24 protein-coding genes are annotated in these 23,233 nt (G+C 68.0%); 14 read left to right on the plus strand and 10 right to left on the minus strand.

The features are described from left to right. Positions 1–33 precede the first annotated feature (33 nt). Positions 34–657, plus strand: a complete 624-nt coding sequence (gene pdxT, locus IG04_RS0119320; protein ID WP_030478065.1) for a pyridoxal 5'-phosphate synthase glutaminase subunit PdxT — start codon at positions 34–36, stop codon at positions 655–657. Continuing rightward, positions 654–1,403 (plus strand): YebC/PmpR family DNA-binding transcriptional regulator, encoded by a 750-nt coding sequence (locus tag IG04_RS0119325; RefSeq protein WP_030478066.1) that lies wholly within the window; start codon positions 654–656, stop codon positions 1,401–1,403. Before pdxT ends, IG04_RS0119325 begins: the two co-directional genes overlap by 4 nt. A 55-nt stretch (positions 1,404–1,458) precedes the next feature. Here the strand turns inward: IG04_RS0119325 and IG04_RS0119330 are convergent, their stop codons facing one another. Next, a complete protein-coding gene (locus tag IG04_RS0119330) occupies positions 1,459–2,049 on the minus strand; it encodes a TetR/AcrR family transcriptional regulator (protein ID WP_030478067.1) in 591 nt (196 codons plus the stop codon). 105 nt (positions 2,050–2,154) lie between these two features. Here IG04_RS0119330 and IG04_RS0119335 point away from each other — a divergent pair, with 105 nt between their 5' ends. Both IG04_RS0119335 and IG04_RS0119340 read left to right on the plus strand, forming a co-directional pair. Further along, entirely contained in the window at positions 2,155–2,898 is a 744-nt protein-coding gene (locus IG04_RS0119335; protein ID WP_030478068.1) for a 3-oxoacyl-ACP reductase family protein, read from the plus strand. 10 nt (positions 2,899–2,908) lie between these two features. Beyond that, positions 2,909–4,126 carry an MFS transporter gene (locus IG04_RS0119340; RefSeq protein WP_216824335.1) on the plus strand — a complete coding sequence of 406 codons (1,218 nt, stop codon included), beginning with the start codon at positions 2,909–2,911 and terminating at the stop codon, positions 4,124–4,126. Here the strand turns inward: IG04_RS0119340 and IG04_RS45410 are convergent. Continuing rightward, positions 4,107–4,277: a DUF397 domain-containing protein gene (locus IG04_RS45410; RefSeq protein ID WP_084402121.1), complete on the minus strand. Its 171-nt coding sequence runs from the start codon at positions 4,275–4,277 to the stop codon at positions 4,107–4,109. The genes IG04_RS0119340 and IG04_RS45410 overlap by 20 nt on opposite strands. Beyond that, positions 4,274–5,107, minus strand: coding sequence for a helix-turn-helix domain-containing protein (locus IG04_RS0119350; RefSeq protein ID WP_030478070.1), 834 nt, complete (start codon positions 5,105–5,107; stop codon positions 4,274–4,276). The genes IG04_RS45410 and IG04_RS0119350 overlap by 4 nt, the downstream gene beginning before the upstream one ends. A gap of 125 nt (positions 5,108–5,232) precedes the next feature. On the opposite strand from IG04_RS0119350, the gene IG04_RS0119355 reads away from it, so the two are divergent. After that, positions 5,233–5,733, plus strand: a complete 501-nt coding sequence (locus IG04_RS0119355) for a DUF4262 domain-containing protein (RefSeq protein WP_245816686.1) — start codon at positions 5,233–5,235, stop codon at positions 5,731–5,733. After that, positions 5,730–6,197: a GNAT family N-acetyltransferase gene (locus IG04_RS0119360; RefSeq protein ID WP_051770219.1), complete on the plus strand. Its 468-nt coding sequence runs from the start codon at positions 5,730–5,732 to the stop codon at positions 6,195–6,197. Before IG04_RS0119355 ends, IG04_RS0119360 begins: the two co-directional genes overlap by 4 nt. A 193-nt stretch (positions 6,198–6,390) precedes the next feature. Here the strand turns inward: IG04_RS0119360 and IG04_RS0119365 are convergent, their stop codons facing one another. Further along, entirely contained in the window at positions 6,391–6,954 is a 564-nt protein-coding gene (locus tag IG04_RS0119365) for a TIGR03086 family metal-binding protein (protein ID WP_030478073.1), read from the minus strand. 148 nt (positions 6,955–7,102) lie between these two features. Between IG04_RS0119365 and IG04_RS0119370 the strand changes: the two genes are divergently transcribed. Next, on the plus strand, positions 7,103–8,572 hold the full coding sequence (locus IG04_RS0119370) for a peptide MFS transporter (RefSeq protein WP_051770221.1): 1,470 nt from the start codon (positions 7,103–7,105) through the stop codon (positions 8,570–8,572). A 163-nt stretch (positions 8,573–8,735) separates the two neighbouring features. On the opposite strand, the gene IG04_RS0119375 is transcribed toward IG04_RS0119370, so the two are convergent. Both IG04_RS0119375 and IG04_RS0119380 read right to left on the minus strand, forming a co-directional pair. Beyond that, a complete protein-coding gene (locus IG04_RS0119375) occupies positions 8,736–10,016 on the minus strand; it encodes a cytochrome P450 (RefSeq protein ID WP_030478075.1) in 1,281 nt (426 codons plus the stop codon). Positions 10,017–10,047: 31 nt separating this feature from the next. Then, a complete protein-coding gene (locus IG04_RS0119380) occupies positions 10,048–10,641 on the minus strand; it encodes a TetR/AcrR family transcriptional regulator (RefSeq protein ID WP_030478076.1) in 594 nt (197 codons plus the stop codon). 154 nt (positions 10,642–10,795) lie between these two features. On the opposite strand from IG04_RS0119380, the gene IG04_RS46575 reads away from it, so the two are divergent. Both IG04_RS46575 and IG04_RS0119390 read left to right on the plus strand, forming a co-directional pair. Next, a complete protein-coding gene (locus IG04_RS46575) occupies positions 10,796–10,948 on the plus strand; it encodes a hypothetical protein (protein WP_157512953.1) in 153 nt (50 codons plus the stop codon). Positions 10,949–11,183: 235 nt separating this feature from the next. Continuing rightward, positions 11,184–14,054, plus strand: a complete 2,871-nt coding sequence (locus IG04_RS0119390; protein WP_030478077.1) for a PQQ-dependent sugar dehydrogenase — start codon at positions 11,184–11,186, stop codon at positions 14,052–14,054. A gap of 2 nt (positions 14,055–14,056) precedes the next feature. Here IG04_RS0119390 and IG04_RS0119395 read toward each other — a convergent pair whose 3' ends face one another. Genes IG04_RS0119395 through IG04_RS0119405 form a run of 3 tightly spaced genes read right to left on the minus strand, consistent with a single transcriptional unit; the run spans position 14,057 to position 16,340 of the window. After that, a complete protein-coding gene (locus IG04_RS0119395; protein ID WP_030478078.1) occupies positions 14,057–15,172 on the minus strand; it encodes a methyltransferase domain-containing protein in 1,116 nt (371 codons plus the stop codon). Further along, complete coding sequence (gene tgmB, locus IG04_RS0119400) at positions 15,169–16,116, minus strand: ATP-grasp ribosomal peptide maturase (protein ID WP_030478079.1); 948 nt, start codon at positions 16,114–16,116, stop codon at positions 15,169–15,171. Before tgmB ends, IG04_RS0119395 begins: the two co-directional genes overlap by 4 nt. Next, positions 16,116–16,340, minus strand: a complete 225-nt coding sequence (locus IG04_RS0119405) for a hypothetical protein (protein WP_030478080.1) — start codon at positions 16,338–16,340, stop codon at positions 16,116–16,118. The genes tgmB and IG04_RS0119405 overlap by 1 nt, the downstream gene beginning before the upstream one ends. A gap of 198 nt (positions 16,341–16,538) precedes the next feature. On the opposite strand from IG04_RS0119405, the gene IG04_RS0119410 reads away from it, so the two are divergent. The 5 genes from IG04_RS0119410 to IG04_RS0119430 all read left to right on the plus strand — a co-directional run bounded on the left by IG04_RS0119410 (position 16,539) and on the right by IG04_RS0119430 (position 22,446). Next, the gene (locus IG04_RS0119410) at positions 16,539–17,738 is read left to right on the plus strand and encodes a glutamate-cysteine ligase family protein (RefSeq protein ID WP_051770225.1); all 1,200 of its coding nucleotides are present in this window, start codon (positions 16,539–16,541) and stop codon (positions 17,736–17,738) included. Then, positions 17,735–19,039 carry an ergothioneine biosynthesis protein EgtB gene (gene egtB, locus IG04_RS0119415; RefSeq protein WP_030478082.1) on the plus strand — a complete coding sequence of 435 codons (1,305 nt, stop codon included), beginning with the start codon at positions 17,735–17,737 and terminating at the stop codon, positions 19,037–19,039. Before IG04_RS0119410 ends, egtB begins: the two co-directional genes overlap by 4 nt. 4 nt (positions 19,040–19,043) lie before the next feature. Beyond that, positions 19,044–19,769 (plus strand): ergothioneine biosynthesis protein EgtC, encoded by a 726-nt coding sequence (gene egtC / locus IG04_RS0119420; RefSeq protein ID WP_030478083.1) that lies wholly within the window; start codon positions 19,044–19,046, stop codon positions 19,767–19,769. Continuing rightward, the gene (gene egtD / locus IG04_RS0119425; RefSeq protein WP_030478084.1) at positions 19,766–20,737 is read left to right on the plus strand and encodes an L-histidine N(alpha)-methyltransferase; all 972 of its coding nucleotides are present in this window, start codon (positions 19,766–19,768) and stop codon (positions 20,735–20,737) included. The genes egtC and egtD overlap by 4 nt, the downstream gene beginning before the upstream one ends. Before the next feature lie 98 nt (positions 20,738–20,835). Further along, on the plus strand, positions 20,836–22,446 hold the full coding sequence (locus IG04_RS0119430) for an alpha/beta hydrolase (RefSeq protein ID WP_051770227.1): 1,611 nt from the start codon (positions 20,836–20,838) through the stop codon (positions 22,444–22,446). A gap of 58 nt (positions 22,447–22,504) precedes the next feature. On the opposite strand, the gene IG04_RS0119435 is transcribed toward IG04_RS0119430, so the two are convergent. Next, positions 22,505–23,224 (minus strand): sulfite exporter TauE/SafE family protein, encoded by a 720-nt coding sequence (locus tag IG04_RS0119435; protein WP_030478086.1) that lies wholly within the window; start codon positions 23,222–23,224, stop codon positions 22,505–22,507. Between the last annotated feature and the right edge of the window lie 9 nt (positions 23,225–23,233).

Below are 23,233 nucleotides of genomic sequence, written 5' to 3' on the forward strand. Positions count from 1 at the left end.
GCGGGGTCGTGGACCTCGAATATGCTGGTGAGCATGGTTGCTGCCCCACCCGTCATCGGCGTGCTAGCCCTCCAGGGCGACGTCCAGGAACACCTCGTGTCGCTCGCGAAGTGCGATGTCACCGCGCGCCCCGTCCGCCGCGCCGAGGAGTTGGACGAGCTCGACGGCATCGTCATCCCCGGCGGCGAGTCGACGACCATGAGCAAGCTCCTGGTGAACTTCGAGCTGCTGGAGCCGCTGCGTGCCAAGATCAAGGCCGGGTTTCCCGCCTACGGGTCGTGCGCGGGCATGATCCTGCTGGCCGAGACCGTGCTGGACGGCCGGGAGGACCAGGAGCAGCTCGGCGGCCTGGCCGTCACGGTCCGGCGCAACGCGTTCGGCAGGCAGGTCGACTCGTTCGAGACCGACCTCGACCTGGCAGGGGAGACTGTGCACGCCGTGTTCATCCGGGCACCTTGGGTGGAGGCGGTGAGCGGGGAGGTCGAGGTTCTCGCTACGGTTCCTGTTACGGCTGAGGCGGGAGACGCCGCCGGTAGGATCGTCGCGGTCAGGCAGGGCAACGTGCTGGCGACGGCGTTCCACCCGGAGCTCACGGGTGACGAGCGTGTTCACCGACTGTTCGTTGACATGGTTCGCGGTTCGACGGAGGAGAAATGAGCGGCCACTCCAAGTGGGCGACCACCAAGCACAAGAAGGCCGCTATTGACGCCAAGCGCGGCAAGCTCTTCGCGCGGCTGATCAAGAACATCGAGGTGGCGGCCCGCACGGGCGGCGGCGACCCCGACGGCAACCCGACGCTGTTCGACGCGATCCAGAAGGCCCGCAAGAACTCGGTGCCGCTGGACAACATCGAGCGCGCCCGCAAGCGCGGCGGCGGCGAGGAAGCCGGCGGCGCCGACTGGCAGACGATCATGTACGAGGGCTACGGCCCGAACGGTGTCGCGGTGCTCATCGAGTGCCTCACGGACAACCGCAACCGCGCCGCCACCGAGGTCCGCACGGCCATGAGCCGCAACGGCGGTTCGATGGCCGACCCCGGCTCGGTGTCGTACATGTTCAGCCGCAAGGGCGTCGTGATCGTGCCGAAGGCGGGCACGAACGAGGACGACGTCATGCTGGCGGTCCTGGAGGCAGGCGCCGAGGAGGTCAACGACCTGGGCGAGGCCTTCGAGGTCGTGTCCGAGGCCGGCGACCTGATCCCGGTCCGCAAGGCACTGCAGGAGGCGGGCATCGACTACGAGTCGGCCGAGTCGAGCTTCATGCCGTCGGTGTCGGTGGAACTGGAGGCCGAGGGCGCCAGGAAGATCTTCAAGCTGATCGACGCGCTGGAGGACTGCGACGACGTGCAGAACGTCTTCGCGAACTTCGACGTGTCGGACGAGGTCATGGCCGAGGTCGGCTGACCACCAGCAGCAGCACGAACGCCGGTCACGCAGCAGCGTGGCCGGCGTTTCGCGTTCACTCCCAGGGGAGCTTGCGCAGCGTCAGTTCGACGAGCCGCCGCAACTGCTCGCGGGTGGCGCCGGTGGACGCCTGGACCGCGATGCCGTGCGACATCGACAGCACGTAGACCGCCGCGTCACGTGGGTCGGCGTCAGCAGGTAGGTCGCCATCGGCAAGGGCGCGCGTGAAGCGTTCGGTGAGAATTTCTTCTGCGGCGTGGCGGCGGGCGGAGAGTTCGGCCTTGGCCTCGACGGCGGTGTCGCCGGTGGCCAGGGCGCTTTGGACGAGCAGGCAACCCGGTGGGGTGTCGTCGCCCGTCGTGGTGTCCACGGCGCCCTGCAGCCAGAGGCGGGCCACGTCGCGGACTGTCGGGGCCAGCAGGGCGACCGGACCGTAGGTGGAGACGGTGGCGGCGTAGTGGTCGGTCACCTGCTTGAACAGGCCCGCTTTCGAGCCGAACGCGGCGTAGACGCTGCCCGGCTTGAGGTTCGTGGCGGCCGAGAGGTCGGCCATGGTGGCGCCCTCGTAGCCCTTGGCCCAGAACACCCGCATGGCGGCGGCCAGGACGTGCTCCGTGTCGAACTCCCGCGGCCTGCCGACTGCCATCGTGGCCCTCCTCACCTTTTGAGTGCTCGTTCAAGATATCACTTGCCGGTCGACTGGCTGCGGTGACATCTTGAGCAAGCATTCAACAAGGACAGGGGAAGTGCGATGAGCAAGTCATTGGCCGGCAAGGTCGCGATCGTCACGGGTGGGTCGCGCGGCATCGGGGCGGGCATCGCCGAACGGCTCGCGGCGGCCGGAGCGACGGTGGCGATCACCTACTACGCGTCGCCTGAGCAGGCCGAACTGGTGGTGAAGTCCATCGGGGAAGCGGGTGGCACGGCGGTCGCGATTCGGGTCGACGCGGGGGATCGCGACGCGGTGCGAGCGGGGATCACCGAGATCGCCGAACGGTTCGGGCGCCTCGACGTCCTCGTCAACAACGCGGGGGTGATCGACATCAGTCCCGTCGGCACGGTCACCGACGCCGACTACGACCGGGCGCTCGCGGTCAACCAGACCGGTGTCTTCGTGGCCAGCCAGGAAGCGTTGCGGCACCTCGGGGAAGGCGGCCGGATCATCACGATCGGCAGCGTCAACGCCGACCGCATCCCGTTCGCCGGCGGCACCGTCTACGCGCTCACCAAGGCGGCGGTCGCGGGGCTGACCAGGGCACTCGCCCGCGAGGTCAGCGGCAGGGGCATCACCGTCAACACGGTGCAGCCCGGCCCGGTCGACACCGACATGAACCCGGCCGACGGCCCGTTCGCCGACAGCGTGCGCACCCACATCGCCGCCGCCCGCTACGGGACGGCCGACGAGGTCGGCAGCCTGGTCACGTACCTCGCGGGGCCGGACGCCGCCTACATCACCGGCGCCACGATCAACGTCGACGGCGGCTATGCGGCATGAGAGCCGGGTGATGATCCCGATCATCATGATCGCGGTGTTCGTCATTCCGATGGGCATCTCGGGAACGGCCATCGCCCTCCCGCACATCGCCGGCGAACTCGGCAGCTCACCGGCGATGCTGCAGTGGGTGGTCAACGGATTCAACGTCACGTTCGCCGTCTTCAGCCTGGTCTGGGGCATCGCGTCCGACCGAATCGGCTACCGCGCCACGTTCCGGCTCGGCGTCGCGCTGGTGCTGGCCGCCTCCGCGATGAGCGCGCTCGCGCCGAACCTGCTGGTGCTCGACGCCGCCAGGCTCGTCGCGGGCGTCGGTTGCGCGGCGGTCGCCACCGGTGGAACCTCGTTGCTGTCCAACGCCTTCAGCGGTGCCGAACGCGGACGCGCCTTCGCCGTGTTCGGCACCGTGATCGGTCTCGGACTTGCCCTGAGCCCAACGATCTCAGGCGGGCTCATCGCGTTGTTCGACTGGCGCGGTGTCTTCGCGGCGCACGCGGTGCTGGCGGTGCCCGCGCTCGCGTTGAGCGCGTTGCTCCCGAATCTCCGAAGCGCAGAACGCCGCAAGCTGGCTGATTTTTCGTTGCTGCGCAACCAGTACTTCCTCGCGCTGACGCTCGTGCCCGTCGCCGGCGCGTTCGGCTTCGTCACCCTGCTCACGTACCTGCCGGTGGCGTTCAGCGGGGTCGCGGCACTGTCCGCGGGAGAGACCGGGCTGTTGATGCTGCCGATGGCGATCCCGGTGCTCATCGGACCGATGATCGGTGCGCGGGGCTCGCCCATGACGATCATCCGAGTTTCGTTGGCAGCACTCGTCCTCGGCACGCTGGGCATGCTCCTGCTGGCGCCGGGAACCTGGCTCGGCTGGCTCGTCCTGCCGATGGTGCTGCTCGGTTTCGGGTTCGGCCTGCCGATGGGCCTGATCGACGCCGAGGCGCTCGCCGCCGTCCCCGCGCACAGCATCGGAACGGCCTCAGGCGTCCTCAACCTCGTTCGCATGGGCAGTGAGGCCATCGCTGTAGGTCTTTACGCCGTCACGCTCACCTGGTTGATCGGACGATCCATTCCCGACCGCGACCTCGCCCACGACACCGCCGCCGGACACCCCGGCCAGGCGGCGGTCTACGCGAACGCGTTCCACTGGGTGATGATCGCCCAGGCGGTTCTCGTCACGATCACGATCATCGCGATCGAACGCCTGCACCGCGCGAGAGTCAAGACTGCGGTGAGCTGACCTTCACGTCGTTCAGGAACGCCGACCACGCGGCCGCCGAGAAGGGGAGGTGCGTGGTCGGCGCCTTGCTGTCGCGGATGCCGACGCCGTGGCCTACCTCGACGCAGTTGTCGCCGGTGCCGCTGTAGCTGCTCTTGCGCCAGTTGGTCATTGGAGGCCCTCCAAGATGCTGTTGATCACCGCCCTCGATTGTTCCTCATCCAACGCGACGGCTGCGAGGTCCGTCAGGATGGTCTCGTAGGTGTCAACGGTCTCCTTGTCATCGAAGAACAAGCAGCACCTGACACTCTCGATGTAGACGACCGGTGGGTACTTCGGGAACTTCATCACCCGGAAGTCGCCGGATGTGCCCGCGTGCATGCCGGCCGATCGAGGGATGATCCGCAGGCTGATGTACTTCCGCACCGACATCCGCAGGAGGTGAGCGAGCTGTTCGCGCCACACCTCCTCGCCGCCGACCGGTAGCCACAGAGCCTGTTCGTGCACGTAGAAGTTGAACTTCCGGTCCGGATCGAGGATCTCCGCCCTCGCGACACGTGCGGCGACGAGAGGCGGCACGTTCTCTGCTTCGACAGGAGCGGCCTCGGTGACGACGGTGATGTACTCGGGAATCTGCAGAAGACCTGGCACGAGGATCATCGACCAACAGTCGATCTGGTTGGCGTTCTGCTCCTGCTCGATCAGTGTGCGGACCTGGTCCGGTACGCCGTCTTCGGGCATCTGCAGCCAGACGTTCCCCGACTCGCGGAACAGGTCGAGCAGGCGTTCGCGCTCTTTGAGTGGTGTGCGGCAGTAGGCGAGAAGTTCGCGGACCTCCGACTCGTTCACTCCGCCTTTGCCGGCGAGCATGTCGGACAACTTGGCCTCCTGCCAGCCGAGTGCCTCGGCGAGCTGGCGCTGGGTCAGGCCGGTGCTCTCGATGGCGGCTCGGACGCCGTTGCCGAACTCGCGGCCCACCACGCTGGACGATCTCTTGGGCATGGACGGACGGTAGGGGCAGCGCCGCGAAAGCTCTATCGTTTCCGGCCAAATATGCCTGAAGGTGGGAGCCTTGGAACAGCTCCAAGCAGGCATAAGGCGCCGGGAGGTGCCGTAGGCTGGGTGCCGTGCTTTCCGACGAAGACATCGAGCTGCGCGCCCGCCTGCTCTCCGCGGCCGACCGGTTCGGCCACACCAACATCGTTGTGAACCCGGACGCCGAGGGCGCGGGATACGTGTTCTCGGTGGGGGCCTGGCGCCGGTTCGGCGTGGCCGAGGCGGTGGTGATCGGGCTGCCGCAGGGCATGGGCGAGAACCTGATCAACATGTACGTCCAGCGGGCCAGTGGTGGCGAGCGGTTCCAGCCCGGCAAGCTCTACGACGACTTCTTCGACGGGGTGCCCGTCGCGTTCGAGCGGGTCTACAAGGGGTTCTACCCGGAGTTCTTCGGGAGCGCGTACCTGCTCTACGACGGGTCGGACTTCGCGGCGCTGCAGATCATCGTGCCGACGCCGCAGGGGCAGTGGCCGTGGCAGCCGGACGCGCCGGAGGGGTTCCACGACCACCAGATCATCCTCACCGAGAGCGGCCTGCCGGAGAGCTGGACGCCGGGGGTCACCGGGCCGTGAACGTCCACATCGGACCGTTGACGGGCGGGCACGCCGGTGAGGTCATGACGGTCCAGCGCGCCGCGTACCTCGCGGAAGCCAGGCGGTACGGGGCGTGGGACCTGCCGCCGCTCGTCGAGACGCTGGATGAGATCCGGCGCCACCTGGGCGACGGCATGCCGGCGTTCGGCGCGTTCGACGGGGCGCGGCTCGTCGGGTCGGTGCGCAGCCGCGTCGACGGTGAGCGGATGGAGGTCGCCCGGCTGGCCGTCGCACCGGACGTGCAGGGCGGTGGGGTCGGGCGGAAGCTCCTCGAGGCGATCAGCGAGCGGGCGCCCGCGGAGGTGCGGGTCGTCTGGTTGTTCACCGGCGCCGAGAGCGACGGGAACATCGGGTTCTACGAGAGCGCCGGGTTCGTGCGGGTCAGCGAGCACCTCGACGCCGTCGGCATCAGGTGCGTCACTCTGGAGCTGAAGGTCGTCTGATGTTCTGAGGGAGACCAAACCGTTGTCCGGAGGTCGTTGTCCGGTTTTCCGGCGCCGACACCGGACAACGATCTACCTGTAGAAATGCGGTGCGATCGTCGGTCCGGGGGGATCCGTGATCGCTGCCGGGGGAGGAGCGTCCCGCACCGCAGGAGGCACAGGGGGATGCGGCGCGGGACGCTTCGGAAAGAACCTAGGGCTTACGTCCCAGAAGTCCGATCAGTCGCGTCTGGTCGTCCGCGTCCGGCGGCACCGGAACGGGCGAGTCGAACATCGGCGAACCACTCCATTCGCCGATGCTCCGCTCGACGTAGTTCAGGACGGTCGAGGCGAGATCGGGATCGATGCGTTCGTCGGCGCCGATCGAGCGCGCCAGGTCCCAGGCGTGGACCGCGAGATCCGTGGTCATCTGCCAGCAGTACTCCTCGGCGTCCAGCTTCCCCGACGACACGGTCACGGGTTTCGCCAGCGCGAACGGCCCGAGCCACGCCTCGCGCGCCGCCGCGGCCGCCACGACCCAGGACACGAGCGGGTCGTCGCCCAGGTTGTCGTGGTCGAACCGGTCGCCGACCTGCTCCGCCGTGCAGCCGGCCAGCAGTTCCGGCGCCCAGAGCTGCTCGTACACGAGGTGGCCGACGAGGTCTCTGACCGACCACTCCCGGCAGGGGGTGCCGAGCGACCACTGGTCCGGGGCGACCTGCCGGACCCGCCGGTCGAACTCCGTCATCGCCACACCGTGCGCCTGGATCAAGTCCATCCCAGCAGTGCATCAAATCTCGCCCAAGTGCGCACCCCGGCGTGAGAGTTAAGCCACTTGGGCGCAACCCTGATTTCAAACCGTACGCGCGTTCGGCGTAATCTCGACCAGATCCGCCGTGACATCGTTGACACGAAGGGACGATGACGTGAGCGCTCCTAGCGCCAGCATCTCCGCGCAGGACAAGGGATTCTTCGGGCACCCCCGAGGCCTGTCCACGCTGTTCTTCACCGAACTCTGGGAACGGTTCTCGTTCTACGGGATGAAGGCCATCCTCGGCCTCTACCTGTGGACAGCCGTGTCCGAGGGAGGTCTTGGCGTCGACAAGGCGCTCGCCCTGTCCGTCGTGGCCATCTACGGCACAGCGGTCTACATGTCCGGTGTCGCGGGTGGCTGGCTGGCCGACCGCGTCTGGGGCGGGCAGCGGTCGGTGTTCTACGGCGGCGTGCTGATCATGTTCGGCCACATCGCGCTGGCCCTGCCGATCGGCCTCGCGGGCGTCTACACGGGCCTGGTCTTCATCGTGCTCGGCACGGGCCTGCTCAAGCCGAACATCTCGACCGTCGTCGGCGGGCTCTACGAGCAGCACGACAACCGCCGTGACGCGGGCTTCACGATCTTCTACATGGCCATCAACATCGGTGGCTTCATCTCGCCGCTGATCACCGGCGCACTCGCGGACGGCCTCGGCTTCCACTGGGGCTTCAGCGTGGCCGCGGTCGGCATGGCGCTCGGCCTGGTCCAGTACCACTACGGCCGCAAGAACCTGCGCGGCTCGGCCGCCGTGGCGCCGAACCCGTTGCCTGCGCAGGAGAAGGGCCGCATCTACGGCCTGATCGGCCTCATCGCCGCGGCGATCGTCGGGCTGGGCGTGCTGGCGTTCTTCCTCGGCGGTGTCGAGGGCGTCATCCTGATGATCAGCATCATGTCCATCGTGCTGCCGATCGGCTACTTCACCGTCATGCTGCGCAGCAAGAAGACGCTGCCGCACGAGCGTCCGCGGGTCGTCGCCTACATCCCGCTGTTCATCGCGGCGGCGATGTTCTGGCTGATCTTCGAGCAGAGCGCGTCGGTCATCGCGGAGTTCGCCGACTCGAACGTCGACAACCACGTGTTCGGCTGGGAGTTCCCGGTCGCCTGGTTCCAGTCGATCAACCCGATCATGATCATCGTGCTGGCGCCGGTGTTCGCGCTGCTGTGGGTGAAGCTCGCGAACCGCGCGCCGTCCACGCCGCGCAAGTTCGCGGGTGCGCTGGTGCTGGTCGGCCTGTCGTTCGTGCTCATGTACTTCGCGAGCAACTCGGCCGCCGACGGCAAGGTGACGCCGCTTTGGCTCGTGGTGATGTTCCTGTTCATGACCGCCGGTGAGCTCATGCTCTCGCCGGTCGGCCTCTCGGTCACGACGAAGCTGGCGCCCAAGGCGTTCGCGTCGCAGACGATGGGGCTGTGGTTCCTGGCGAGCTCGGCCGGTACCGGTGTGGCCGCGCAGCTCGTGAAGTTCTACACGACGAGCCCGTCGGCGTACTTCCTCACGCTGGGCGGCGCAGCCGTCGTTCTCGGTGGCGGCCTGGCCGTGGCGGCACCGGCTATCAAGAAGCTGATGTCGGGCGTCGAATAAGGCTTTCGACAAGGTGAGAGGGAGGCCCGTCGCGGCGGCGGTGCGGCGGGTCTCCCTCTCACTTCTAAGAATGCACTACACAGATGTGTCATTGGGGCACGAACATTGCTCCAGCCGGGTGAAGTCGAGCACTCGCCGCAACGAAATTAGCCCCAGGTCAGCATTACTTCACCGTCAGTGATCGGCTCGTTTCGTTGGCCCGTACCGGAAGTCGCAACGCGCCGCGGATGAGTTTCGAGCGCCTGCGCGTCATCGGGCCGTCCGCCGCGAGCTTCGGGAAGCGCTTGAAGAGTTCGTGCAACGCCAGCGTGCCCTCGATGCGGCTCAGGCCCGCGCCGATGCAGTAGTGGATGCCCGCGCTGAACGCGAGGTGCTCGCGCGCGTTGGACCGCGTCGGGTCGAACTTCAGCGGGTCCTCGAACACCCTCGGATCGCGGTTCGCCGCCGCCAGCATCAGCATCACCGGCATGCCCTTCGGCAGCGACACCCCGGCCAGCTCGAGGCGTTCCCCTGGCCAGCGGATCGTGTACTGCACGGGCGGGTCGAGCCGCAGCACCTCCTCGACGAACCCCTCGGCGTACTCGGCGCTCTGGGCCAGCGGCGCCACGGTGTGCGGGTTCTCGAACGCCTTCAGCACGCCGTTGCTGATCAGGTTGACCGTCGTCTCGAAGCCCGCGAAGAGCAGCAACCCGGTGGTGGCGACGAGGTCCTCGCGGCTGAGGTCCTCGTGCTGCGTCACGAGGTGGCTGACGATGTCGTCCTGGGGGTTGCGGCGGCGTTCGTCGATCAGGACGTCGATGAAGTCGTTGTACTCGATGATCGTGGCGTGCAGGTCCTTCAGTTGCCGGTGCGACCACACGCCGTCGAGCGTCTCCGCCAGGGCGCTGCCCCAGCGGGCGAAGACGTCCTTGTGGTCGTCGGGCACGCCCAGCAGGTCGGCGATGACCTGGATCGGCACCTGCGAGGCGAACTCGGTGACCACGTCGAAGCGGTCGCCCAGCCGGTCGAGGTGATCGGTCACGATCTTCTGGATGGACGCCGTGCGGTCCTTGAGGGCCCGTGGCGTGAAGAACGGCTGCACGAGCCTGCGCAGGCGGGTGTGGTCCGGCGGGTTCTTCATCAGGAACGAGTCCTGCACCGGGTTGACGATCTTCTCGCCGTTCTTGACCAACGTGATCGGCACCATCGACGCCTCGTCGAAGGTCGCGGTGACGAACCTGTTGTCCCGCAGCACCGAGTCGCAGATCTCGCGGCTCGGCGTGACGTAGGCGCCCATGCGGCTGCGCACCATGTCGCCCTTGGCGCGCACCTTCTCGTACATCGCGTACGGGTCGCGGTCCGGCGGCGAGGCCATGACTCCCGCGTACGGGTCACCGATCAGCGCGTAGCCGCGGACGAGCGTGCGCAGCGCGAAGAACTGGGCGGTGGTCTTCAGCTGGGACATGTGTCCACAGTGCGGTCTACGTGAAGAACTCTCAAGAGTTGCGGCGGTGTCGCCGCACGGTTTCTTCCACGAGATCGAGCACGGGTTCCATGTCGTCGGCCGGGAGCCCCATCGCGAGGTGCGAGACGAGGCCTTCCAGCACGAGCTCCAGGAAGCTGGTCAGCACCGTGACGTCGACGTCGTCACGCAGGTTGCCGGCTTCGCGCTGCCGGATGAGGCGCTGACGGGTGGCGGCGGTGAGCTGCTCGCTGCGTTCGGCCCACCGCGCCCGGAAATCCGGGTCGGTGCGGAGCCGGCGGGAGACCTCGAGGCGCGTGCCGAGCCAGTCGGCGGCGTGCTCCCCGGTCCGCTTCTCCGGCTCGTCGAGGAGGTCGCGCATGACCTGGACGAGGCCCTGCTCGGCGACGACGTCCGCCATTCGGAGCGCGTCGTCCTCGGCCAATGCGAGGAAGAGCGACTCCTTGTCACGGAAGTGGTGGAAGATCGCGCCGCGAGAGAGGCTCGTGGCTTCTTCCAGACGGCGTACCGTGGCACCCTCGTAGCCGTGTCGCGCGAAACAGGCACGCGCACCGTCGAGGATCTGACGGCGGCGGGCGTCGAGGTGGTCCTGGCTCACCCTGGGCACCGGTAGATGGTCGCAGGGAGAGGGCGGGAAATCCAATCCGTACGTACGGATTGGACAGGTCCATCAGTGTGATCTTCCCCCGTGATCCCTTTCGTGTGGATCATCGGCCGGGCCTGCGCGAATGGGCGAGGTGCTGCCCATATCCTCTGCCGCCATGGACACCCAGGAGATCATCAAGCTGTCGACGCTCGCCGAGCGCCTGGGGTGGCAGCGGCGTGAGTCCACAGGTGTCCACATGATCGACCTGCTGCTCAGCCGGTCCGTCTCGGACCTGATCGCCGCTCTCGCGGAGAACCGGGACAGGTAACTGGTTCTGGTAAGCGCTTTCCAGTGCGTCCGGGACGGGGTTGACTCAACTGTCGCGCGGTGGTGTGATCTGCGCGACAGTCAAGAAACTTTCCTGTCTAAAACTGAATCCGCCGCCGCTCCCTCGTGAACCCCCTACCCGTCTTGTGGGAGGCACAACAGTGGCACCGAATAGAAGCCGGACGTTTCGCGCGTTCGGCGCGATGGGTGTTGCCTGCACAACAGCCGTCGCAGTGATGTCGGTACCGGAGGCCCTCGCGGCGCCGGTGCGATACGAAGCGGAGAACGCGACGATCTCGCAGGGCGTGGTGGAGTCGAACCACGCCGGGTTCTCCGGGGCCGGGTTCGTGAACGTCGACAACGTCGCGGGGAGCTCGGTCGAGTTCACCGTCACCGCGTCGAAGGCGGGCCAGGCGAAGCTGGTCTTCCGCTACGCCAACGGAACCACGGCCAACCGGCCGGTCGACGTGAGCGTCAACGGCGCCCTCGCCGCCGACGAGCGCGCGTTCGCCGGTACCGGCGCGTGGACGACCTGGATGTCGGCCGAGAACACCGTGAACCTGAACGCGGGCTCGAACAAGATCAAGCTCACGTCCACCGGTGCCACCGGTGGCCCCAACCTCGACTACCTGGAGGTCGAGGAGCTCGCGCCCGTTCCCGCGCTGGAGCAGGAGGCGGAGGACGCGACGATCAGCCAGGGCGTCGTCGAGTCCAACTGGGCGGGCTTCTCCGGCCGCGGGTTCGTCAACTACAACAACGTCATCGGTTCGTCGGTCGAGTACACGATCAACGCCGAGTCCGGCGGCGAGCACGACCTGACGTTTCGCTACGCCAACGGGACGACGGCCGACCGTCCGGTCTCGGTGACCGTGGACGGCGCCAACGCGCAGACCGTCTCGTTCCCCGGCACGGGCGCATGGACGACGTGGCAGACGCGGACCGCGAAGGTCACGCTGCACGCCGGCGCGAACAGGATCAAGGCGACCGCGACGACCGCGAACGGCGGCCCGAACGCGGACAAGCTGACCGCGGTGCTGGTCGGCCCGCCGGACAACGAGGCGCCGACGCCGCCGCGCAACCTGCAGTTCGTGTCGTCGACCCACAACTCCGTGTCGCTGAAGTGGGAGGCGGCCACCGACAACGTGGGCGTCACCGGCTATGACATCTACCAGCACGGCCAGCTCGTCACGAGCGTCGGCAACGTGCTGGAGGCGACCGCGACCGGCCTGCGTCCCGATGTCGAGTACGACTGGACCGTGTTCGCGAAGGACCGCGCGGGCAACGTCTCGCAGGCCTCGAACAACGTGCCGGGCCGCACCAAGCCCGCGCCCGTGGACAACCAGGCGCCCACCACTCCGGGCACCCTGCGTTCCACCGGCGCCACCTCCACCAGCGTCGCCATCGCCTGGGGCGCTTCGAGCGACAACGTGGCCGTCACCGGCTACGAGATCCACTTCGACGGCGTCCTGAAGCAGACCGCGGACGGTTCGGCCACGTCGGCGACCGTCGCCGGCCTGGTGACCGGCCAGACGTACGCGGTGAAGGTGCGTGCCAAGGACGCGGCGGGCAACTTATCGCCGTTCTCGAACGAGATTTCCGTCAAGCCGACGGCCGGCGGCGGCACCGGTGTGCCGAACCCCGGCACGGTCAAGCAGATCGCGTCCGGCGTCGACGTGGCGTGGGGCCTCGCGTTCCTGCCCGACGGCTCGGCGCTGGTGACCGAGCGCGAGACGTTCAACGTCCTGCGCGTGACCGAGGCCGGCGCCAAGACCGTCGTCGGCAAGGTGCCCGGCGCCATGGGCACGAACGGTGAGGGCGGCGCACTCGGCATCGAGGTGTCGCCGAAGTTCGCCTCCGACCGGTTCGTGTACGTCTACCACACCTACAGTGGCGGAAACCGCCTGGTCAGGGCGCAGTTCGACGGCACGCAGCTGACCGGCTGGACGACGTTGCTCGACGGCGTGCCGAAGAACCGCTACCACAACGGCGGGCGCCTGCGGTTCAGCCCGGACGGCCGGTACCTGTTCATCTCGACCGGTGACGCGCAGAACGGCAACAACGCCCAGAACCTGAACACCAACGCCGGCAAGATCCTGCGCCTCAACGCGGACGGCTCCATCCCGTCCGACAACCCGTTCCCCGGCAAGGCGATCTGGAGTTACGGCCACCGCAACGTGCAGGGCCTCGACTTCGACTCGCAGGGCCGCCTCTGGGCCTCGGAGTTCGGCAACTCGCGGCAGGACGAGGTCAACCTGATCACCAAGGGCGGCAACTACGGCTGGGAGCCCTGCGAGGGCACGATCGGCAGCTGCGCCGGCACCGTCCCGCCGAAGAAGACCTGGTCGACCTCGCAGGCCTCACCCTCCGGCCTGACGATCATCAACGACTACGTCTTCGTCGCCACCACCGTCGGCCAGCGCATCTACCGGATGCGCATCGACGCCGGCGGCAACCTCGTGGACCAGCAGATCTACTTCCAGGGCACCTACAACCGCCTGCGCACGGTCGAGGTGGACCGGGAGGGCGACATCTGGCTGACCACGACGACCGACAAGGACGGGTCGGCCGGCAACGACCGGATCATGCACATCGACATCGTCTACGAAGGCGGCGGCAGTGCTTTCAAACTGTCGTCACCGGCGTTCGCGGACGACGCGATGATCCCGGCCAAGCACACGTGCGCCGGTGACGGTGTCGCGGGCCAGGACCCGTCGCCGTCGTTCGCGTGGGGTGAGTCCGCCGGGGCGCAGGCCTACGCCATCGTGTTCGCGGACCGCGTGAACAACGGCAACAAGCTCCATTGGGCGATCTGGGACATTCCGGGTGGTTCCCGTTCGCTGCCGGAGAACCTGGGGTCCGGGTTCGCCGTGCCGGGCCAGGGCGCGGCGAAGCAGAAGGCGATGGGATCCGGTGCCAACTCCCTGAAGTACTTCGGGCCCTGCCCTGGCGGCTCGACCAACCCGTACACGTTCACGTTGTACGCGTTGAACACCGCGACGGTTCCCGGGATCACCTCCGGTTCGTCGATGGCGCAGATCGAGACGGCGATCAAGAACGCGTCGGTCGCCGGCACGGTGCTGCGCGGCCGTTCGAATGCCAGGACGTAGCTTCACCTGAGGTCCCACCCGATGCCGCTCGCCGGAGCGTCGAGCCAGACGCGATGGCGGCCATCGGGTGTGACCGTCAGTCCAAGGCGGTCCCAGTTCGGCCGGCCGAGTTCGTCCCACGTTCGTTGCGCGGCTTCGAACGCGTCCCAGATCCGGACTGGACCGCCTTGGCGCACCTCACGTTCCCCGGTGTCATCGGGCTTCAATCCGATCGAGGCCCACGAGCCGTCGTTGGTGCTGAAGACCGCCTTGTCTCCGCGGTAGCCGAACGCCACCTCGCCCGGCAAAGCTGCCTGAGCGAGGAACCACGGCACGAGGGACGACCATGGAAGAGGATCCAGCCGTGTGGCCGAACGCGTTCCCTCATCGAGGTCGACTGCTGGAACGAGGGTTTCCGGTGCGCTGTCCTCATCGCGGATCGCCATGAATCCCGCCCATCGTGGCAGGAACCTTCCTTCGAGGCGATCGGCGTGACGTGTGAGCGACACGAGGTTGCCGGCGTGGACGCTCGGTTTGAGGTCCACGAGGACACGGCCTCCTTCGCTGACTTGTTCTGCCCATGCCCACGGCACCTGAGGTAGCGAGCACGTCGCGATGATTCGGTCGAACGGAGCGTGCTGCGGCCAGCCATCAGCGCCGTGCGTGGCCGCGAGAGTAGGGGCAAGTCCCAGTCCGGTCAGCCGTGCACGGGCGGCGTTGACGAGCGAGGCACCTATGTCGACTGAGAACACCTGCTCGGACCCGAGCCGGTGCGCGAGCAGCGCGGCGTTGTAGCCCGTACCGGTGCCGATTTCCAGCACTCGATGACCTGCGTGCAGGTCGAGGGCTTCGAGCATGCGGACCATGAGTCCCGGTTTGGTCGACGACGAGACGGTGACGCGGTGGCCTTCCGGCGTCGTGGCGAGTTCGGTGACCAGCGGCCGGTCCCGGTAGACGGCGGTCATCCAGCCGTCATCCCGCGACGTCGTCTCAGTCCACCCCCCATCGGCGTGCTGGACGTAGAACCTGGGCACGAAGACGTGCCGTGGCACCGATTCCAGCGCATCCCGCCAGGCGGTGGCGCCGTCCGCCTCGACCTCGTCCGCGAGCCCGCGGGCCAGCTGCTGCCAGGCCGTCATCCGGCCTCCAGAACGTCGGCGATCGCCTCGCTGATCGGTGCCTCGATCTCGTCCTCGATCCATCCGTACTGGCCGCCCGCGTTGCACTCGAGAAACACCCACGCGCCGTCCGGTCTGATGACGAAGTCGAACGCTCCGTAGACGAGGCCGAGTGCGGCGCAGTATCCGCGCACACCGTTCGTGACCTGGGCCGGCGGCTCGATCCGTTCGTAGCGCAGGGCGCTGTAGTCGTTGCGCCAGTCGACGCGGGTCTCCTCGGTCCGAGCGTGGATGGCGGCGGCGAACAGCCGATCGCCGACCACGATCACCCGCGCCTCGCACAGCTTGGGGACCCAGCGCTGGAATTGGTGAGCGCTGACCTCGATTCCACGCAGGTCAGCGAGATCGCTCTCGGTCACGAGCGCGGTGAAGGTGACCTTCCGGACTCCCTCCTCCCGGATGGAAGGTGAGCCGAACGCTTTGGTCACCACCTCGCCGCCGCAGGCGAACCGGCGAACGGCCTCGGGTTCGTTCGTGACGAGCGTGTCCGCCACCTGGAGGCCACATCGAGCGGCGGTGACCAGCTGTACAGGCTTGTACGCCGCGTCCGCGTTGCGTGCCGGATGGTTCACCCAACACACGGGCAGAGCTGCCAGGACTCCTCCAAGGCCCAGCTTGGACTCGGTCGTCGCCCACTGGCGTTCGGTCGCGGACAGCGTGCCGGGGAACTCGAACGCGCCGGGGCTGCGGTACCAGATCGATCGCAGCTCTTCCAACGCGACGATCTTCCCGTTCGTCCGCAACCGTCCGGTCCACCGGCCTTGCCGCAACTCCGCGTCGATGGCTGCTTCCAGTGGGAATCGCGCAGTGTCGAACCGGACATGCGGCACATCGCGCTCGTACAGGGTGCGGATGACTCGATCGGCTGTGGGATCCCGGTCCGCGGCGAGCACGAGAACCGTCATCAGTCGTTGATCCAGTCTTCGGCGCTGGGCGGGTCCTCACCGTCGACGCTCGACGTCGTCAGCGCTGTCGGCTCGCCGGAGACCGGTACCGGGCGAGCCGGGTGCGCGCGGCGCAGTCCCCAGGGCCTGACGCCGTCCGGTGAGGGCATGGCGCCTGCGTCGATCGCGCCGGTGGAGCCTGCCAGCGCGAACTGCCCGCTGACCGGTGCGAGCGGGTCTGTCATCAGGGCCCCCGTGGTGATCCTCTGTGTTTGCTTGATTACCTTACGAGTTGGAGGTCCTCCAAGGAACTGTGTCAAAAACCCCTGCATGCACGCGTGCACACGGGCACTTCACTTGTTTCGTAAGGATTTGAGGGCTGCGAGTGTCAGACCCCGCGTGTAGCGTCGAATCGGCCAGACGATCACGGGGAGTGTGGCAGCGTGACTGCGTTGCGTAATCAACCGGCGCCGGCGAGGTTCGCCGATCGCGCCGAGGCCGAGGCTTATGTGGCCTCGGTCTGTTTCAAACACGGGCCTCCGAGGCTTTTCGGCGTGGAGCTGGAATGGACCGTCCACCACGCCGAAGACCCTGTTCAGGTCCTCGACAAACACCGCCTCGCCGTAGCTCTCGGCGAACACGCACCACCCACTCTCGTTCCGGACAGCCCGCAGAGGCCGCTTCCCAGCGGCACCCCGCTGACCGTCGAACCGGGAGGGCAGGTCGAGATCTCCACTCCTCCCTGCGCCAGCCTCCCGGACCTCTTCTCCACCGTCGCCCAGGACATCTCCTACCTCACCGCCATGCTGGCCGACCACGGTCTCGTGCTCGGCGACAAGGGTGCTGACCTGCATCGACGTCCCGCACGCCTGCTGCAGGTGCCCCGGTACGCCGCGATGGAGCACGCGTTCGGCGGGCTCGGCGCCGACGGCATCTCGATGATGTGCAACACCGCGGGCCTGCAGGTGTGCCTCGACTTCGGCGAGCAGAAGTACCTGCAGGACAGATGGGCCGCCGTGCACCAGCTCGGGCCGGTGATGATCGCGCTGTTCGCGAACTCGCCGAGCGTCGGTGGCATGCACCGGGACTGGGCGTCCGCGCGCATGCGCACGCTTTATGGCTGTGATCCCGTGCGCACCAGACCCAGTGCTGTGTGCGCCGATCCGGCTCAGGCTTACGCGCGAAGAGTCGTCGACACACCCGTCATCGTCGTGCGCGGGCCGGGTCCCAACTGGATTCCGGCGCGCAGGTTCACGTTCGCGGAGTGGCTGGACGGGGCGCACGATCGCGTCCCCACGAGCGACGACCTCGACTACCACCTGTCGTTGATGTTCCCGCCGGTGCGGCCGCGCGGGTACATGGAGATCAGATACCTGGACACACCCGCTCCGGGCGGGTGGATCGCGCCGAGTGCGCTGCTCGTCGCGCTGTTCAGTGATCCGTCCATTGTGGACGGTGTGCTGGCGGCGACCGAGCGGGCGGCCGGGCGGTGGCTCGTCGCCGCGCGGTACGGACTGGCGGACGAACGCATCGCGCGTGCCGCGAAAGACGTTGTGGCGCTGGGCATCGAGGCATTGCCCCGCACCGGACTCTCCCACGACCAGATCGGCGCCATCGGCCGGGAGCTTGAGGGGAAGCTGTGACCCGCCAAATCAATGGAGACGACCTCCGCGAGCAGGTGGCGGGGGAACTGTTGCGCTCACGCGCGCGTTCCACCGCCCTGACCGACGCCGTCGACGAGCACGACCTCGTGCGGCAGCATTCGAAGCTGATGTCGCCCCTGGTCTGGGACCTGGCGCACATCGGCAACCAGGAAGAGCTGTGGCTCGTTCGCGATGTCGGCGGACGCGAACCGGTGCGCAGCGACATCGACGAGTACTACGACGCGTTCAAGTTCTCGCGCAGCGTGCGGCCGGAGTTGCCGCTGCTCAACCCGAAAGAGGCCCGGCAGTACGTCGGGGACGTGCGCGGCAAGGTGTTCGACGTGCTGGAGAAGGTGCCGCTGCAGGGGCGCCGGCTCGTCGAGAACGGCTTCGCGTTCGGGATGATCGTGCAGCACGAGCAGCAGCACGACGAGACGATGCTTGCGACGCACCAGTTACGTACGGGTGAACCGGTGCTGCACGCACCGTTGCCGCCCGGTGGAAACCTGGTTCCCGCAACGGAAACGTTCATTCCGGGCGGACCGTTCGAAATGGGCACGTCGGACGAACCGTGGGCGCTGGACAACGAACGTCCGGCGCACGCCGTGCACGTCGACTCGTTCTTCATCGACACGACGCCGGTGACGAACGGCGAGTACGCCGAGTTCATCCTGGCAGGCGGTTACGACGACCGTCGTCTGTGGACGGACGACGGCTGGGAGCACCGCACGAACGCCAAGCTCGTGGCGCCGAGGTTCTGGCAGCGCGAGGAGCACTCGTTCGTGCGCACGGCGTTCGGCGTGACGGAGCCGATCGTGCCGGACGAACCCGTGGTGCACGTGTGCTTCCACGAGGCCCAGGCGTATGCGACGTGGGCGAAGAAGCGCCTGCCCACGGAGGCGGAGTGGGAGAAGGCGGCCCGCTTCGACACCGCCGCCGGCAGGACCCGCCGTTACCCGTGGGGCGACGAGGAACCGGCCGAGCAGCACGCGAACCTCAACCAGCGCCACCTGCGACCGGCCCCGGTCGGCGCGTATCCGGCGGGGGCGTCCCCTGCCGGTGTGCACCAGCTGATCGGCGACGTGTGGGAGTGGACGTCGAGCGACTTCGGGCCGTATCCGGGCTTCGAGGTGTTCCCGTACCGCGAGTACTCCGAGGTCTTCTTCGGCCCGGACTACAAGGTGCTGCGCGGAGGTTCGTTCGGCACCGACAAGTCGGCGATCCGCGCGACGTTCCGCAACTGGGACTACCCGATCAGACGGCAGATCTTCGCCGGCTTCCGCTGCGCCAGGGACGCCTAGCCGGATGTGCCGCCACCTGGCTTACCTGGGCACCGCCGTGCCCATCGGCGGTCCGCTCTACGAGGCACCGCACTCGCTGGAGCGCCAGTCCTACGCGCCCGGCGACATGCGGGCGGGGGGAACCGTCAACGTCGACGGGTACGGCGTCGGCTGGTTCCCCGGCCCGGTGCGCTACCGCCGGGCCGGCACGTTGTGGAGCGACCCGAACCTGCGTCAGCTGGCGGGCACCGAATCGACGGCCTTCCTGGCGGCGGTCCGGTCCGCGACCACGGGGATGCCCGTGGCGGACGCGGCGTGCGCGCCGTTCACCGACGGCACGTGGTTGTTCAGCCACAACGGACGCGTCGACGGCTGGCCGCACACCGTGGCGCGCCTGGCGAAGACGCTCGACGTGACCGACCTGCTCACGATGGACGCGCCGACCGACTCCGCGCTGTTGTGGACGGTCCTCAGACGTCGTCTGGAAACCGGGAAGAACCCGGCACAAACGCTTGTTGAACTCGTGCGGGAGGTTGCGGACGCGGCGCCGAAGTCGCGCCTGAACTTCCTGCTGACCAACGGAAAAGTGCTCGTGGGGACGACGTGGACACACGCCCTGTGGGTGCTGCAGAAAGGCGAGGGCGTGACACTCGCGTCCGAGCCGCTCGACGACGACCCGGACTGGCGGGAGATCCCCGACCGGCACGTGGTCACCGCCGTACCATCCACTGTGGAGGTTCGACCGATATGACCGAGCCGGTGCTGGACGTTCATCTCAAGCCGGAGGACGCCGCACACGCGCTACGTGCCGACGTTCGGGCCGGACTGACCGCGGACCCCAAGTGGGTCTCGCCGAAGTGGTTCTACGACGCCGTGGGCAGTGCGCTGTTCGAGGACATCACGAGGTTGCCGGAGTACTACCCGACCCGTGCCGAACGGGAGGTGCTCGCGGAGCGCGCGGGCGAGATCGCGGCGACGACGGGCGCGCATTCGCTGGTGGAGCTGGGTTCCGGCTCGTCGGAGAAGACGAGGCTGCTGCTCAGCGCGTTGCGCGAGCACGGGACGCTGAAGGAGTTCGTGCCGCAGGACGTGTCGGTGTCGGCGCTCACCGAGGCCGCGCACGCGATCATGGCGGACTACCCGGGCCTGCGGGTGCACGGCGTGGTCGGCGACTTCACGCAGCACCTGTCGTTGCTGCCCGGCGAGTCGCCGCGCGTGGTCGCGTTCCTGGGCGGCACGATCGGCAACCTCATCCCGGAGGAACGGGAGAAGTTCCTCCGCACGGTCCGCGACGTGCTGGAGCCGGGGGAGTGGCTGCTGCTCGGCACGGACCTCGTCAAGGACCTGGGCACGCTGGTGCGCGCATACGACGACGCGCAGGGCGTGACGGCGGAGTTCAACCGCAACGTGCTGAACGTGCTGAACCGCGAGGTCGGCGGAGACTTCGACGTCGAGGCGTTCGAGCACGTGGCGTTGTGGAACGCCGAGCAGGAGTGGATCGAGATGCGCCTGCGTGCCAAGCGGGCGATGAGCGTGAATCTCGCAGAACTCGGCCTGGTCGTGCAGTTCCGCGAGGGCGAGGAACTGCGCACCGAGGTGTCGGCCAAGTTCCGCGAGGAGGGCGTGCGGCAGGAGCTGGAGGACGGCGGATTTTCGCTGCACCGCTGGTGGACCGACGCCGAGGGACGGTTCGCGGTCTCGCTAGCCCAAGCGGTGTAACTCAGGTCGCGCCACTAGTTCGTTGATGCCCGCCTGTCGTCGGACAACCCGACGATAGGCGGGTACAAACGGTGCACGGTCGGTGATGGGGTGCAAGCGTGACGTCATCATCTTCAGCGCGTGCCGTACTCGCGAGCGCGCTCGTGCTCGGCACCATCGTTTCCGGCCTGGGCGTGGCGAGCGCCCAGACCGAGGTCTCGTCGAACGTCAGACCCGCTGCCTGGGGGCAGTGCGCGGCCGACATCCTCGCCGCCCTTCCCGCCTCCGTGACGCCCGAGGAGCGCGCGAAGCTCACCTGCGCCGTTCAGGAAGTGCCCGTCGACCACTCGCGCCCGCGCGGTGAGAAGACCGGCATCGCCATGATGAAGCGCCCCGCGAACGACCCGTCGCGCAAGATCGGCTCGATCTTCCTCAACCCCGGCGGCCCCGGCGGTTCCGGCCTGCTGCGCGGCGCCGTCGCGAAGAACTACTTCCAGCCGTCGGTGCTCGACCGGTTCGACGTCGTCGGCTTCGACCCGCGCGGCGTCGCCCGCAGCGCGCCGATGCGTTGCTTCCGCACCCAGGAGGAGGCCGACTCGGTCAACGAGGGCTGGCACTCCCTGCCCATCACCAAGGCCGAGATCACGAGCACCATCAAGCAGTCCAAGGCCTACACGGACTACTGCAAGATCAACGCCGGTCCGCTGCTGAACCACATGTCGACGGAAGCGGTCGTACGCGACCTCGACGTCATGCGCGAGGCCGTGGGGGACAAGCAGCTCAACTTCGTCGGCTTCTCGTACGGCACGCTGATCGGCTCGACGTACGCGAACATCTTCCCGCAGCGCACGCGGGCGATGGTGATCGACGGCAACGTCGACCCGCGGCTCCGCCTGACCAACGGCGCGGAGTACGATCGCCAGCGCGCCGACGGCTTCGAGATCGCTCTCGACGCCATGCTGAAGCGTTGCGACTCCGTCGGTGCCACCAAGTGCGCGTTCGCCGGTGACGCCCGCGGCAAGTTCGAGGCGATGAAGACCGCGCTGGGCAAGGCCCCCGCGACGTTGCCGGACGGCACGCAGGTCACCCTGTCCGGCCTGGTGGGCCGCGTCGCCGGCGACCTGTACTCGATCGCCCGGATCGCGCCTCTGGCCGCCTGGCTGCAGAACGTCCACCTGGCGCTGAACCCGTCCGCCGCGACCCTCGGCGTCCAGTCCACTGTGGAGCTGGCCCCGCCGCTGAACAACGCCGGCGGCCGCATGGACGTCGACCCGCTGCCCGACACCCCGTACACCGCGGACGACTCGTACTTCGGCGTCAACTGCACCGACAAGCCGTTCTCCCGCACCACCCGCAACTGGGAGAGGACCGCGGCGAAGTGGGAGCAGGAGTCGCCCACGTTCGGCCGCTACCAGGCCGCCGCGGACCTGCTGACCTGCGCCACGTGGCCGACGCGCAACCCGGACCGCTGGATCGGCCCGTGGAACCGCCACACCAAGAACCCGATCGTCGTCGTGGGCAACTACTACGACCCGGCGACGCAGTACCTGTTCTCGCAGCGCATGGCCAAGCAGCTCGGCAACGCGCGCCTGATCAGCGTCGACGCGTTCGGCCACTGCATCCTGGGCCGCTCGGCGGGCACGGACGCGGCGGTCGCGAAGTACCTGGTGGATCTTGTCGCTCCGGCCGACGGCCAGGTGTTCCAGCCGAACGTTCAGCCGTTCGCCTGATCGGTTCGCCTGAAGCGGTGGCGGTGCTCGTGCAGCGCCGCCACCGCGGGCGGAATCTTCACAGCAGTGCGCTCCGCACGATCAGCACGACGGCACTCGCGCCCGCCACGATCAGCGTGGGGGTCCGGACACCCTTCGCGTCGAACTTGGCGCGCAACGGCCCCGAAAGCAGGAATCCGGCGACCAGGAACGGGATCAGCAGCACGCCGCTCCACAGCTGGTGCGCGGTGACGTTGCCGGTGGCGGTCAGGCCGAGGATCGAGACGGCCGAGCCCAGCGTGAAGAACGCCGCCAGCGTCGCCCGCACCTCCGGCCCGGCCTGGTTCTGGTAGAGCAACGCGACCATCGGGCCGCCGATCGACGTGGCCGTGCCGAACGAGCCGCTCGCCACGCCGGCGGTGACCAGTGACGGCGGGGTGGGGTGGGGGCGCCAGGACGTGATCGACAGCAGCACGCACGCCAGCACCGCGGCGCCGACGACCACGCCGAAGCTCTTCGGGTCCAGCGAGTCGACGATCCAGATGCCGACGACCGTGCCCGGCAGGCGGCCGAGCATCGCCCAGCCGACGCCACGCCAGTCCACGTGGCCGAACTCCCTGGCCAGCGACATGACCGCGTGCGCGCAGGCGATGACCAGGACCGGCACCGGGACGAGCGCCGGGTCCAGCAACGCGAGCAGCGGCACGGCGACCAGGGCCAGTCCAAAGCCGATCAGGCCCTGCAGCAACCCTCCGAAAGCGACGACCACGCCGGCGACCGCCAGCAACCCCCAAGACATAGTTCGCAA

The sequence above is a fragment of the Lentzea albidocapillata genome, from assembly GCF_000719115.1.
Lineage (GTDB): Bacteria > Actinomycetota > Actinomycetes > Mycobacteriales > Pseudonocardiaceae > Lentzea > Lentzea albidocapillata.

Excerpts from the sequence above, each read along its gene's own strand:
- egtD (WP_030478084.1), top strand. The coding sequence starts at position 19,766 with ATGACCGAGCCGGTGCTGGACGTTCATCTCAAGCCGGAGGACGCCGCA.
- IG04_RS46575 (WP_157512953.1), top strand. The coding sequence starts at position 10,796 with ATGGACACCCAGGAGATCATCAAGCTGTCGACGCTCGCCGAGCGCCTG.
- IG04_RS0119350 (WP_030478070.1), bottom strand. The coding sequence starts at position 5,107 with ATGCCCAAGAGATCGTCCAGCGTGGTGGGCCGCGAGTTCGGCAACGGC.
- IG04_RS0119340 (WP_216824335.1), top strand. The coding sequence starts at position 2,909 with ATGATCCCGATCATCATGATCGCGGTGTTCGTCATTCCGATGGGCATC.
- IG04_RS0119365 (WP_030478073.1), bottom strand. The coding sequence starts at position 6,954 with ATGGACTTGATCCAGGCGCACGGTGTGGCGATGACGGAGTTCGACCGG.
- IG04_RS0119435 (WP_030478086.1), bottom strand. The coding sequence starts at position 23,224 with ATGTCTTGGGGGTTGCTGGCGGTCGCCGGCGTGGTCGTCGCTTTCGGA.
- pdxT (WP_030478065.1), top strand. The coding sequence starts at position 34 with ATGGTTGCTGCCCCACCCGTCATCGGCGTGCTAGCCCTCCAGGGCGAC.
- IG04_RS0119325 (WP_030478066.1), top strand. The coding sequence starts at position 654 with ATGAGCGGCCACTCCAAGTGGGCGACCACCAAGCACAAGAAGGCCGCT.
- IG04_RS0119405 (WP_030478080.1), bottom strand. The coding sequence starts at position 16,340 with ATGACAGACCCGCTCGCACCGGTCAGCGGGCAGTTCGCGCTGGCAGGC.
- IG04_RS0119330 (WP_030478067.1), bottom strand. The coding sequence starts at position 2,049 with ATGGCAGTCGGCAGGCCGCGGGAGTTCGACACGGAGCACGTCCTGGCC.
- IG04_RS45410 (WP_084402121.1), bottom strand. The coding sequence starts at position 4,277 with ATGACCAACTGGCGCAAGAGCAGCTACAGCGGCACCGGCGACAACTGC.
- egtC (WP_030478083.1), top strand. The coding sequence starts at position 19,044 with ATGTGCCGCCACCTGGCTTACCTGGGCACCGCCGTGCCCATCGGCGGT.
- tgmB (WP_030478079.1), bottom strand. The coding sequence starts at position 16,116 with ATGACGGTTCTCGTGCTCGCCGCGGACCGGGATCCCACAGCCGATCGA.
- IG04_RS0119395 (WP_030478078.1), bottom strand. The coding sequence starts at position 15,172 with ATGACGGCCTGGCAGCAGCTGGCCCGCGGGCTCGCGGACGAGGTCGAG.
- IG04_RS0119390 (WP_030478077.1), top strand. The coding sequence starts at position 11,184 with ATGTCGGTACCGGAGGCCCTCGCGGCGCCGGTGCGATACGAAGCGGAG.
- IG04_RS0119375 (WP_030478075.1), bottom strand. The coding sequence starts at position 10,016 with ATGTCCCAGCTGAAGACCACCGCCCAGTTCTTCGCGCTGCGCACGCTC.
- IG04_RS0119335 (WP_030478068.1), top strand. The coding sequence starts at position 2,155 with ATGAGCAAGTCATTGGCCGGCAAGGTCGCGATCGTCACGGGTGGGTCG.